The sequence below is a fragment of the Streptomyces albus subsp. chlorinus genome (assembly GCF_013302895.1).
GTDB lineage: Bacteria > Actinomycetota > Actinomycetes > Streptomycetales > Streptomycetaceae > Streptomyces > Streptomyces chlorinus.
This window is the reverse complement of the sequence record NZ_VJOK01000001.1, coordinates 6,310,863-6,322,894: the sequence shown is the minus strand read 5'-3', so window position 1 is coordinate 6,322,894 and position 12,032 is coordinate 6,310,863. Positions and strand designations below refer to the sequence as shown.

The 12,032-nt window shown below is 72.9% G+C and carries 6 protein-coding genes and 2 pseudogenes; 6 read left to right on the top strand and 2 right to left on the bottom strand.

The window, feature by feature from the left end; all coding sequences use genetic code 11:
• From FM076_RS27370 to FM076_RS27345, 6 genes and pseudogenes are all read left to right on the top strand, one after another.
• Nucleotides 1–1,332 (top strand): methylmalonyl-CoA mutase family protein (locus FM076_RS27370; RefSeq protein WP_173873545.1); only part of this gene is annotated, 1,332 nt, incomplete at its 5' end.
• Nucleotides 1,329–3,617 carry a methylmalonyl-CoA mutase gene (gene scpA, locus FM076_RS27365; protein ID WP_173873544.1) on the top strand — a complete coding sequence of 763 codons (2,289 nt, stop codon included), beginning with the start codon at nt 1,329–1,331 and terminating at the stop codon, nt 3,615–3,617. The genes FM076_RS27370 and scpA, both read left to right, overlap by 4 nt.
• Before the next feature lie 4 nt (nt 3,618–3,621).
• Complete coding sequence (gene meaB / locus FM076_RS27360; protein ID WP_173873543.1) at nt 3,622–4,608, top strand: methylmalonyl Co-A mutase-associated GTPase MeaB; 987 nt, start codon at nt 3,622–3,624, stop codon at nt 4,606–4,608.
• Between the two features lie 553 nt (nt 4,609–5,161).
• Nucleotides 5,162–6,532, top strand: a pseudogene (locus FM076_RS27355) (APC family permease); the annotation flags it as partial.
• 654 nt (nt 6,533–7,186) lie between these two features.
• The gene (locus FM076_RS27350; RefSeq protein ID WP_243274651.1) at nt 7,187–8,128 is read left to right on the top strand and encodes a hypothetical protein; all 942 of its coding nucleotides are present in this window, start codon (nt 7,187–7,189) and stop codon (nt 8,126–8,128) included.
• Nucleotides 8,125–9,315: a S8 family peptidase gene (locus tag FM076_RS27345; RefSeq protein ID WP_173873542.1), complete on the top strand. Its 1,191-nt coding sequence runs from the start codon at nt 8,125–8,127 to the stop codon at nt 9,313–9,315. The genes FM076_RS27350 and FM076_RS27345 overlap by 4 nt, the downstream gene beginning before the upstream one ends.
• Before the next feature lie 143 nt (nt 9,316–9,458).
• Here FM076_RS27345 and FM076_RS34240 read toward each other — a convergent pair.
• Both FM076_RS34240 and FM076_RS27340 read right to left on the bottom strand, forming a co-directional pair.
• Nucleotides 9,459–10,583 (bottom strand): annotated as a pseudogene (locus FM076_RS34240) (alpha/beta hydrolase); the annotation flags it as partial.
• 431 nt (nt 10,584–11,014) lie between these two features.
• Nucleotides 11,015–12,032: serine hydrolase domain-containing protein (locus FM076_RS27340; RefSeq protein WP_173873541.1), on the bottom strand; the 1,018-nt coding region annotated here is incomplete at its 5' end.

Below are 12,032 nucleotides of genomic sequence, written 5' to 3'. Positions count from 1 at the left end.
CTGGGGCACGCCGCCCGCACCGGGGACCACGACGCCACGCCCGAACTGCGCCGCGAGGCCGCGGCACTGGCCGCCCGCTGCGCCGACGCGCACCCGGACCTGCGCACCCATGTGGTGGACACACTCCCCTACCACGAGGCGGGCGGCTCCCCCGCGCGGGAGCTGGGGTACGCGCTGGCGACCGGCGTGGCCTATCTGCGCGACATGACCGGGGCGGGGCTCTCCCTCGAAACGGCCTGCGCCCGGCTGGAGTTCCGGTACGCCGCCACCGCCGACCAGTTCACCACCATCGCCGCGCTGCGCGCGGCGCGCCGTCTGTGGGCGCGGGTGGTACAGGCGTGCGGGGCGCCCGAGCGGGCGGGGGCGCAGCGGCAGCACGCGGTGACCTCGCCGGTGATGATGACGCGCCGCGCCCCGTGGACGAACATGCTGCGCACCACGGTCGCCACGCTGGCCGCGGGCGTCGGCGGCGCGGACGCGGTCACCGTCCTCCCGTTCGACGACGCGCTGGGCCTGCCCGACGCGTTCGCGCGGCGCATCGCGCGCAACACCTCCTCCATCCTGCTGGAGGAGTCCCGTCTGGCCGGGGTGATCGACCCGGCGGGCGGCTCCTGGTACGTCGAGGCGCTCACCGACGAGCTGTGCCGTACGGCCTGGGCGCACTTCCAGGAGATCGAGGGCGCGGGCGGCATGGCGGCGGCCCTGCGCGACGGGCTGGTGGCCGGGCAGTTGCGCGAGGGCTGGGCGCAGCGGAGCAGGGCGCTGGCCCGCCGCAGCGAACCGGTCACCGGGGTCAGCGAGTTCCCGCTGCTGGAGGAGCGGCCCCTGACCCGCGAGCCGGCTCCCGAGCGCCCCGGCGGCGGACTGCCGCGGGTGCGCCGCGACGACGCGTACGAGGCGCTGCGCGCCCGCTCGGACCGGCACCTGGCGGCCACGGGTGAGCGCCCAAAGCTGTTCGTGGCCGCGCTCGGCCCCGCGTCCGCGCACACCGCGCGGGTCGCGTTCGCCGCCAACCTCGCGCAGGCGGGCGGTATCCAGCCGGTGCACGACCCGGTGACGGTGGACGCCGGCAGCGTGGCGGAGGCGTTCGCGCGCAGCGGTGCCGCGGTGGCCTGCCTGTGCTCCAGTGACGCCCGCTACGCGGAGGAGGCGGCGGAGGTGGCCGCCGCCCTCAAGGCGGCGGGCGCCGCGCACGTGCTGCTGGCGGGGAAGCCGGATGCCGAGCACCGTGCGGGGTATCAGTCCGCCGGAGTCGACGAGTTCGTCCACGCGGGCGGGGACGCGGTCGCCGTCCTCGCCTCCCTTCTCGACCGCATGGGGGTCGACGCATGAGCCAGCAGCCGAAGCGCGGGGCGACCGGAGGCAGCACCGGCATCCCGGACTTCACCACTGTCAGCCTGGAGCCCAGCGGGGGAACGCAGCCCGGCCGGGGCACGGAGGCGTGGCGCGAGGCCGTCAAGGAGCGCACCGGGCACGCCGTCGAGGACCTCGCCTGGCACACGCCCGAGGGCATCGCGGTCAAGCCGCTCTACACCGAGGAGGACCTGCGCGGGCTGGACTTCCTGGAGACCTATCCGGGCATCGCCCCGTACCTGCGCGGCCCCTACCCGACGATGTACGTCAACCAGCCGTGGACGATCCGCCAGTACGCGGGCTTCTCCACGGCCGAGGAGTCCAACGCCTTCTACCGCCGCAACCTGGCCGCGGGCCAGAAGGGGCTGTCGGTCGCCTTCGACCTGCCCACCCACCGCGGCTACGACAGCGACCACCCGCGGGTGACGGGCGACGTCGGCATGGCGGGGGTGGCGATCGACTCGATCTACGACATGCGGCAGCTCTTCGACGGCATCCCGCTCGAGAGGATGACCGTCTCCATGACGATGAACGGCGCCGTGCTGCCGGTGCTGGCGCTCTACATCGTCGCCGCCGAGGAGCAGGGCGTGCCGCCCGAGAAGCTGGCGGGGACCATACAGAACGACATCCTCAAGGAGTTCATGGTCCGCAACACCTACATCTACCCGCCGCAGCCCTCCATGCGGATCATCTCCGACATCTTCGCGTACACCTCGCAGAAGATGCCGCGCTACAACTCCATCTCCATCTCCGGCTACCACATCCAGGAAGCCGGTGCGACGGCCGACCTGGAGCTGGCCTACACCCTGGCGGACGGGGTGGAGTATCTGCGCGCCGGGCTCGACGCGGGCATGGACGTGGACGCCTTCGCCCCCCGGCTCTCGTTCTTCTGGGCGATCGGCATGAACTTCTTCATGGAGATCGCCAAGCTGCGCGCGGCCCGGCTGCTGTGGGCGAAGCTGGTCAAGCGGTTCGACCCGAAGAACCCCAAGTCGCTGTCGCTGCGCACGCATTCGCAGACCTCCGGCTGGTCGCTGACGGCGCAGGACGTGTTCAACAACGTCACCCGTACGTGTATCGAGGCGATGGCCGCGACCCAGGGGCACACCCAGTCGCTGCACACCAACGCGCTCGACGAGGCCCTCGCGCTGCCGACGGACTTCTCCGCCCGCATCGCCCGCAACACCCAGCTGCTGCTCCAGCAGGAGTCGGGCACCTGCCGGGTGATCGACCCGTGGGGCGGCAGCGCCTACGTCGAGCGGCTCACACACGATCTGGCGGCACGGGCCTGGCAGCACATCGAGGAGGTCGAGGCGGCGGGCGGGATGGCCAAGGCCATCGACGCGGGCATTCCCAAGCTGCGCGTCGAGGAGGCCGCCGCCCGCACCCAGGCCCGCATCGACTCCGGGCGGCAGCCGGTGATCGGCGTCAACAAGTACCGGGCGGCCGAGGACGAGCGGATCGAGGTCCTCAAGGTGGACAACTCCGCGGTGCGCGCCCAGCAGATCGAGAAGCTGCGGCGGCTGCGTGCCGAGCGCGACGAGGACGCCTGCCGCTCGGCGCTGGGCGCGCTGACCCGCGCCGCCGCGGCGGGCTCGGGACCCGGCCTGGAGAACAACCTGCTGGCGCTGGCCGTGGACGCGGCGCGCGCCATGGCCACCGTCGGGGAGATCTCCGACGCGTTGGAGAAGGTCTACGGGCGGCACGCGGGACAGATCCGTACGATCTCCGGTGTGTACCGCGAGGAGGCAGGAGTGTCGTCGTCCCTGGCCCGTACCCGTCAGCTGGTGGACGCCTTCGCCGAGGCGGAGGGCCGCCGGCCGCGGCTGCTGGTGGCCAAGATGGGGCAGGACGGGCACGACCGGGGCCAGAAGGTGATCGCGACGGCGTTCGCGGACCTGGGCTTCGACGTGGACGTCGGCCCGCTGTTCCAGACCCCGGCCGAGGTGGCGCGGCAGGCGGTGGAGGCGGACGCGCACATCGTGGGCGTCTCCTCGCTGGCGGCCGGGCACCTCACGCTCGTACCGGCCCTGCGGGACGAGCTGGCGGCGGCCGGACGGGACGACATCATGATCGTCGTCGGCGGGGTGATCCCGCCCGCCGACGTGGAGCCGCTGCGCGAGGCGGGCGCGACGGCCGTCTTCCCGCCGGGGACGGTCATCCCGGACGCGGCAGGGGACCTGGTGCGGAAACTGGCCGCGTCGCTGGGCCACGACGACCTCACGGGCGGCGGCTCCGAGAGCCGGCCGGCGGACGAGGGCTGAGCCCGTGCCGCGGACCATCGACCCCGACGACTACGCCAAGGGCGTGCTGGCCGGCTCCCGCGCCCACATCGCCCGCGCCATCACGCTGGTGGAGTCCCGCAGGGCCGACCACCGGGAACTGGCGCAGCAGTTGCTGACGACGCTGCTGCCGCACGCGGGCGGCGCCCGCCGGGTGGGGATCAGCGGGGTGCCGGGAGTCGGCAAGTCGACGTTCATCGACGCGCTGGGCACCCTGCTGACCGAGCGCGGGCACCGCGTGGCCGTCCTCGCGGTGGACCCCTCCTCCAACCGCACGGGCGGCTCCATCCTGGGCGACAAGACCCGCATGGAGCGCCTGGCCGTCAGCCCGGCCGCCTTCGTGCGGCCCTCCCCCACCGCGGGCACGCTGGGCGGGGTCGCCAAGGCGACGCGGGAGACGATGATCGTGATGGAGGCCGCGGGCTACGACGTCGTCCTGGTGGAGACGGTCGGCGTCGGACAGTCCGAGGCGACCGTCGCGCAGATGGTGGACTCCTTCCTGCTGCTGACCCTCGCCCGCACCGGAGACCAGCTCCAGGGCATCAAGAAGGGCGTGCTGGAGATCGCCGACGTGCTCGCCGTCAACAAGGCAGACGGCCCGCACGAGCGGGACGCCCGCTCGGCCGCCCGCGAACTGGCAGGCGCGCTGCGCCTGATGAGGTCCGCCGACGCCGCCTGGAACCCGCCGGTGCTCACCTGCAGCGGCCGGGAAGGCACCGGCCTGGACGAGGTGTGGGAGAAACTGGAGCGGCACCGCGCCGTGCTGGAGTCCACGGGCGAGCTGGCCGCCAAACGGCGGGACCAGCAGGTCGAGTGGGTCTGGTCCATGGTCCGCGACGAGCTGCTCGGCCGCCTGGAGCAGCACCCGGAGGTGCGGCGCCTGGCGCCGCTGGTCGAGGAGCGCGTCCGCGAGGGCTCACTGACGGCAACCCGCGCCGCCCAGCGCATCGTGGAGGCGTTCGGACTGCGCTGAGCCACCGGTCGGCACACCACCGCCCCCCCCCTGCGGCACGCCGCTCGGCACCGCGCCGCGCGGGGGCGGTGGTGCGTTGCGAGGGGGGCGGTGCGTTGCGGAGGGGAGGAGGTGCGTTGCGCGGGCCCACCACCTTCCGGCTGCTCCAGCGCTCCGGAGCCTGCGGGGCCGGACCCGCAGGGCCGCCTTCCCCGGATTTCCGACGGTGACCTGCTGGGCCGCCTCCGTGCCCGCTCCCGGCCTGATCCGGGGGAGGGGTCTCGCCATGTGAGCGGGTGGTGAGGGACCCGAAAACATCAAATCCGTGGCTGCGGTTTCCTCATGCGGGCGCTTTCCTTATGAGAACGGCGGATTGGCCACCAAGAACGCCCGCCAGAGGCTCGTTTCACCACGGATTTCGTTGAAAACGGGTCTTGACTCGATGTCTTCCCAACAGCTTGTATGCGCGGACCGGAACGAGGTTTCCGGCTCTCGCACCTTCCGCACCGCGACACGGTGCCGCACCGGAGGCGATACCGCTCCCGCCCAGTACGCACAGTACGAACGGAACCGCATGACCGACACGCCCGCAGACCGCAGCCGGCCACAGCTCACGCGCTCCATCGGCGTCGTGGGCGGCACGCTCCTCACCCTCTCCTGCCTGACTCCGGCCTCCTCACTTTTCGTGATCGTCCCGGACTCCTTCGGCACCCTGGGCACGGGGACCGCCCTGACCCTCACCGTCGCCGCGCTGCTGTGCGTGGCCGTCGCCTTCACCTACTCCGAACTGGGCACTCTCATCCCGAGTTCCGGCGGCGAGTACGCGATGGTCGGCACGCTGATGGGCAGGCTGGCCGGCTGGCTCGTCTTCATCCTGTCACTGATAGTCGTCATGATCGTGCCGCCGATCATCGCGCTGGGCACCGCCGACTACCTCGCGCCGCTCGTGCACCTCGACCCGCGCTACGCGGCCGCCGCCGTCATGCTGCTGTCCACCGCCATGGGGCTGCTGGACCTGCGGGCCAACGCCTGGATCACCGGCGTCTTCCTGGCGCTGGAGGTCGTGGGCGCCGCCATCGTCGCCTTCCTGGGCTTCACCCACGCCCAGCGGTCCGCCTCCGTCCTCGTCCACCCGGTCATGGACACCGGGGGCGGCCACACCTCCCCCGTCACGGCCGGGCTGATCGTCACCGGCCTGGCCACCGCGCTGTTCATCCTCCAGGGCTTCACCACCGCCGTGTACCTGGCGGAGGAGATGGAGAACCCGCGGCGCACCGTCTCCCGCACGGTGCTGTGGACGCTGGCCATCGGCTTCGCCGTCGTCATCGTGCCCGTCGTCGCGATCACCCTGGGCGCCCCGGACCTGCACACCCTCGCGGGCGGCGACATAGCGGCCATGGTGCAGGAGTGGAGCAACTCCGCCATGGGGACGTTCATCAGCCTGTGCATCGCCCTGGCGATCGTCAACGCCGCGATCGTCATGGTCATCCAGAACTCCCGTGTCGTCTTCGCCTCCGCCCGCGACGCCGCCTGGCCCGACCCCGTCAACCGCGCCTTCTCCCGGCTCGGCCGGCGCTTCGGCTCCCCCTGGGTGGCCACGCTGGTGGTCGGCGTCCCCGGCGCGGCCCTGTGCTTCGTCAACCTCGACGTACTGAGCGAGGTCACCGGCGTCGCGGTCGCCGGCATGTACGTCTTCGTCGCCCTCGGCGCCCTGGCGGCACGACGTGAGGCGTTCAGGGACCGGGCCGCCTGGCGCATGCCGCTGTGGCCGGTGCTGCCGGCGCTGCTGATGGCCGCGCTGATGTGGGTGCTGTGGCAGCAGAGCGTGCAGAGCCTCGTCATCACGGGAGGCATCGTCCTGGTCGCCGCCTGCTACTGGGCCTGCTACCTGCGCCCGCGCCAGGACACGCACTGGGTCATCTCCGTCCCCGAGGAGGAGCGGGCGGCGTCGCCCGGCGGGGAGGATCGCGCGGCGTCGCCCGGCGGGAAGGAGCAGGCGGGGGCGCTCGGCGAGCGGGAACAGGCCGCCCTCGGCGAGGAGGACGACCGGAAGGAGCGCCACGGGGCCGGAGCGCGGGCGGGGCGGAAGGCAGGGCACGCGCCCGGGAGCCGGGCCGGGCAGCGGGCCGCCGGGCAGGGGGCCACCGGGCAGCGGGCGGGGCAGGAGGGCGGCCCGGACGACGGGCGTGACGACGGACGGGATGACGGACGGGACAACGCCCTTCAGCCCATCTGATCCGGCAGCCCGCGCGCACCGCCCCGCGCGCTCTTGCCGACGGTTTCACAGTCGCGCGCCGTGCCCCTGCCGGACGGGGGCGCGGCGCGCCCGTGCGCCGGGACGGCCAGGGCGACCAAGGCGATCAGGGCGATCAGGGCAGTCAGGACGGCCGGGGCGGCCAAGGCGACCGTAAAGGCGCGCTCCCCCTCTCACGTGCTCTTCTGTGACAAAGGCGAGACGGGGCACCGATCATCTGGTTGTCGTCCCGGACCGATACTGTCTCTCAGGCTAACGCGGGGGCGTGCGCGTTTAGGGAGCGGTCCGTCTCCTTCCGCCGCTCTGCGCCCGCACGTCACGGGCCGCACACCGAGAAGGGGAACCATGTCCTACCCGAGCCCGCCCGAGAGTCCCGGCAGCTTCGGGCCGTACGGCCACCACCCGGCCGCCTCGCCGCCGCCCGGGGCGCCCCCGGGCATGCCGCCCGGGCCGCCGCCAGGAGTCCCCGGCCCCCACCAGGGCATGCCGGGCGGTGCACCGGCCGGCGGGATGCCCTTCTCCCCGCCGCCGAAGAAGAACACAGGACGCAACTGTCTCACCGCCTTCCTCGCCGCCGCCGGGGCGCTCGCGCTGCTCGCGGGCGGCGCACTGACCGTCCACACCTTCTCCAACGCCGCCCAGACCATCCCCAACCGCTCCGAGTACGGCCCCGTGATGTGGCGCAACGAGCGGGTGGACAAGCTCTTCCCCAAGACGCTCGGCTCCAGGGCCGACGCGCGGTCCGGCGCCGAGGCGCGGTTCGCCGACTGGCACCGCGTCGGCATCGCCCAGCAGACGGACTGCTCCGCCGCGCTGACCGGGACACTGGCCGCCGAGGTGAAGAAGCGCGGCTGCAAGGCGACGCTGCGCGCCACCTACGTCGACCCCACCGGCAATCTCGTCGGCACCGTCGCCCTCATCGTCCTTCCGGACGTCGACTCCCCCGAGGACGGGATGGGCCCCTTCTTCGACGCGCAGAAGGACAAGCGCACCGCCGACCACGGCGTCAAGGCGTTCCCCGTGCCGGACTCCGTCGCGGCCGGCTGGAAGGACGCCGACCGCAACGGTTCCGACGGGGTGCAGGCCACCGACATGAACTTCCCCTACGCCATCGCCGCCTCGGTCGGCTCCGTCGACGGACGCAAGGCCGGCCACCTCCCCGGTGAGTGGGGCCGGACCGACCTGGACGCCAAGTCCGACCGCATGCCCTGGCGGGAGGCCGCCCACACCCTCGCCAACGACTTGAACCTGCACCTCGGCGCCCTGCTGCTGGAGGAGACGTCATGATCCGACGGCGCATCGGCACAGCCCTCACGGCCGCCGGACTCGGCGCGCTCCTGAGCACGCTGGCCGCCACCCCCGCACACGCCACCCCCGTGAGCTGGGAGTCGCAGGCCCTCGGACTCTCCTCGGCACAGCGGACGACCCAGGGCGAAGGCGTCACAGTCGCCGTCCTCGACAGCGGTGTGGAGAAGGACCACCCCGCGGTGGCGGGCAGGGTGACCACGGGCCCCGACTACTACAAGGACGGTCTGGGCCCCGGAGACCCCCGCTGGGGAGGACACGGCACGGCGATGGCCTCCGACGTGCTCAAGGTCGCCCCCAAGGCCCGCATCCTGTCCGTGCGGGTGATCGACGACAAGAAGGAGCACGACGCCGGGGACTGGAAGACGGGCCCGAGCCCCGTCGCCCAGGGCGTCGAGTACGCCGTCAACCACGGTGCCGACGTCATCTCCATGTCCCTTGGCGGCGACAGCATCGGCTCCAGCTTCAACGAGGAGGAGATCAGGGCCCTGGCCCACGCCGCCCACAAGGGGGTTCCCGTCGTCGCCTCCGCGGGCAACGAGGGGGATGTCCTCAACGACTCCTCCTATCCCGCCGGATACCCGGGGGTCATCGCCGTGGCCGCCGTCCAGAAGGGCGGCAGCAGGGCCGAGTTCTCCACCGTGCGGACCTACAACACGGTGGCGGCACCGGGCGTCGGCATCGTCAGCGCGAAGAACACCGGCGGTTACGCCCCCGTCAACGGCACCTCCCCCGCGGCGGCCCTCACCTCCGGGGTCGTGGCCCTGATGCTGGGCAAGGACCACAAGCTGACCCCCGCTCAGGTCCGCACCATCCTCACCAGGACCGCGGCCCATCCACCGGGCGGCTACAACCCGCTGGTCGGCCATGGGGTGATCAACGCGTCGGCGGCCGTCCGCGCGGTCTCCCACCCGCCCGCCGACCGCACGGGGCCCGCGGAGTACAAGGGCAAGTCGTTCCTCGCCTCCCCGACCGGGGCCGAGCCCACCCAGCACCCTCCGCTGGAGACGGCGCCGCTGACCATCGGTCTCGTCGCCGGTGGCGTCGGGCTGCTGATGGTCGTCTCAGCCGTGCTCCTCAACCGCGCGGGCCGCCGCCCGGTGGCCCCGGGTGCGCCCGTCGTACCGGGCACGGCGGGACCCGTGGGCCACCCCGCCCCACCGCGCTGAGGCAGGGAAGCGACGGGCGAGTGGCGAGTGCCGAGTGGTGCGCTGAGGGGCACGCGGTGCCGGAGCCGGCCGGGCTCCGGCACCGCGTGCCCGCCGGCTCTCACCTCACCGCCGGTCCTTCTCGCAGGGGGGTCCCCGGCCGGGAGCCGTCCCGTGCTCAGATAGGAGTTGACCTCCTTCTCGACGCAGCGGTTGGGGTATATGCCGTAGACGCCGTGCACCCGCGCCTTGAAGGTGATCAGCCGGGAGTTGGGCATCTTGCGGTGCAGCCCCTGCCCGTTGGCGTACGACGTGCGGGGGTCTCCGGTGGCCTGGACGATCAGCCCCGGTACGGCGTTCCCGGTCGTGACCGGTGGTTCCAGCGGTTCGACGGGCCAGAACGCGCACGGGTTGACGCCGTTGAAGAGCGGGCCGTGGAGCGGTGCCCCGGCCCGGCTGCGCTCGACGTTGCGCCGGTACCAGGACAGGTCGCGCGGTGCGGCGCGGTCGGCGCACATCAGGGCCATCTGGAGGGAGTTCTGCACGTCCTGTTCGTCCTCCGGCGGTCCCAGCGCCGCCTTCAGGTCCTCGGTGGGCCGCACCGGCCGGCCCAGGGACGCCTCGTGCAGCACCTTGATGCTTTTTCCCGCCCGCGCGAACTCCCTGTCGTCGTACATCGCCATCGCGAGCGCGGGCGCCACCTCCTGGCCGTCCGCGGTGTACTCCCCCACCTTCAGCGGCTCGCGGGCCGCCTTGCGGGCAATGCCGTCCACGGTCGCCCGGACCTCGCGCGGGGTGTCGCCGAGACCGTAGGTGCCGTTCCGCCGGGCGGCCCAGGCCGACCACGCGTCGAGGAACTCCTCGTTCGCCGCCGTCGCGTCGCGGAAGCCCTGGACGTGCCAGCGCGCCGGGTCGATGGCGCTGTCCAGCAGCAGCCGGTCCACCCGCTGGGGGAACATCTTGGCGTAGACCGCCCCCAGGTAGGTGCCGTAGGAGATCCCGAAGTACGAGGTGCGGCGTTCACCGAGGACGGCGCGCAGCAGATCCATGTCCCGAGCGGTGTTGCGGGTGGTGAAGTGCCGCAGATACGGCATCTTCTTCCCGTAGACCCGCTGGCATGCGCGGACCAGTTCCTTCTCGGAGGCGGCCTGGGCTCTGAAGCCCGCCTCGTCGTACCCGGCGGAGCGCAGCCAGTGCTCCTTGGTGCCGCAGTGCAGCGGGCTGCTGCGGCCGACGCCGCGCGGGTCCATGCCGATCAGGTCGAAGCGGCCGGCCAGCTTCTTGCCCATGACGGGCTCGTCCATCAGCGGCATGTCGAGCGTGATGCCGCCCGGCCCGCCGGAGTTGTGCATCATCAGGCCGATGCGGTGCTCGGTGTCCTCGGCCTTGATGCGGGAGAACCCGAGGGTGAGGGTGCGGCCCTCGGGATGGCGGTAGTCGAGGGGCACCCGGATGGTGGCGCAGCGCGCCCCGGCCTCGTCCAGCTCCTTGTGGCCGCACTTCTTCCACTCGGGGCGCTGGGCGACGAAACGGCTCAGGTCCCCCGCGGACCCGGCGACCGGCCCGGCGGCCGACGACTTTACCGACCCCGCGTCCCCCGTCTTCGGCTCCGGCGTGCTCGCCTGTCCGGGGACCGGCGAGGCGGCGAGCACCGCCGCACCCGCGAGGAGCCCCACCGCCAGGCTCCGCCCGGCCCTTGCCCTGCCCTTGCCCGTCCTGTTCACCCTTCCCCCTCTCCCGACGGAGCTTCCGGGACGTACCGGAAGATCCGTTCGACCGTGTCGACCACGGCCTGCGAACCGTCCTCGCGCGGCGACACCTCGTTCACGGCGACCAGGACGGCTCTCCCGTCGCCCGTGACACCGCCACGCGTCCTGGTGCCCTCGACCGTGCCGCCGTGCCCCCAGTAGCCGTCGGCCCCCCGCACCCCGGCCAACGGATAGCGCGCCAGGCCCAGCCCATATGTGGCACCGGTCGCGATGTCGCAGGGCACGGTGTCCTTCATCAGGGCCAGTTGGCCGGGCGGCAGCAGCGCTCCGCGCAGCAGATGGTGGAAGAAGAGCGTCAGGTCCTGGGCCGTGGAGACCAGGGCCCCGGCGGCGCCGATGATCGAGGTGTTGATGAAGGTGACCTCGCGGTGCCCGCCGTCAGGGGTCCGCTCGTACGGCGTCGGATGCGGTCCGCGCAGCCGCTGTTCGGGCCACCGGGGCCAGTAGGTGTGCTCCAGATCGAGCTTGCCGGTCACCCGCCGCCGCACCTCATGGGCGCACGAGCGCCCGGTCACGCGCTCGACGACCATGCCCAGCAGGATGTAGCCCAGGTTGCAGTACGACCAGCGGGCACCGGGCGGGAAGAGCGGCGGCTGCCGCAGACACAGCGCCACGACGTCCTCGGGGCGGTGGTGGCCCGGCGTCCGTTCGGTCAGCTCCTCCGGGAACTCCGGCAGCCCGCTGGTGTGCTGGAGCAGATGGCGCATGCTGATGCGGCGGCCGTCGTTGCCCGCTCCGCGCACCACCCCGGGCAGATACCGCTCGACGGGTGCGTCCAGCTCGGTCCGTCCGGCGGCGGCCAGTTGCAGGACCACCGTGGCGACGAAGCTCTTGGTGTTGCTGCCGGCCCGCAGCCGTGCGCGGTGCGGGAAGGGGCGGCCCGTCGCCAGGTCGCCCGCGCCCGCCGCGATCTCCGTCACCCGGCCGTGCCCGTCGGTGACGATCGCCTGTGCGCCCGGGAGGCGCTGG

Excerpts from the sequence above, each read along its gene's own strand:
- scpA (WP_173873544.1), top strand. The coding sequence starts at position 1,329 with ATGAGCCAGCAGCCGAAGCGCGGGGCGACCGGAGGCAGCACCGGCATC.
- FM076_RS27350 (WP_243274651.1), top strand. The coding sequence starts at position 7,187 with ATGTCCTACCCGAGCCCGCCCGAGAGTCCCGGCAGCTTCGGGCCGTAC.
- FM076_RS27345 (WP_173873542.1), top strand. The coding sequence starts at position 8,125 with ATGATCCGACGGCGCATCGGCACAGCCCTCACGGCCGCCGGACTCGGC.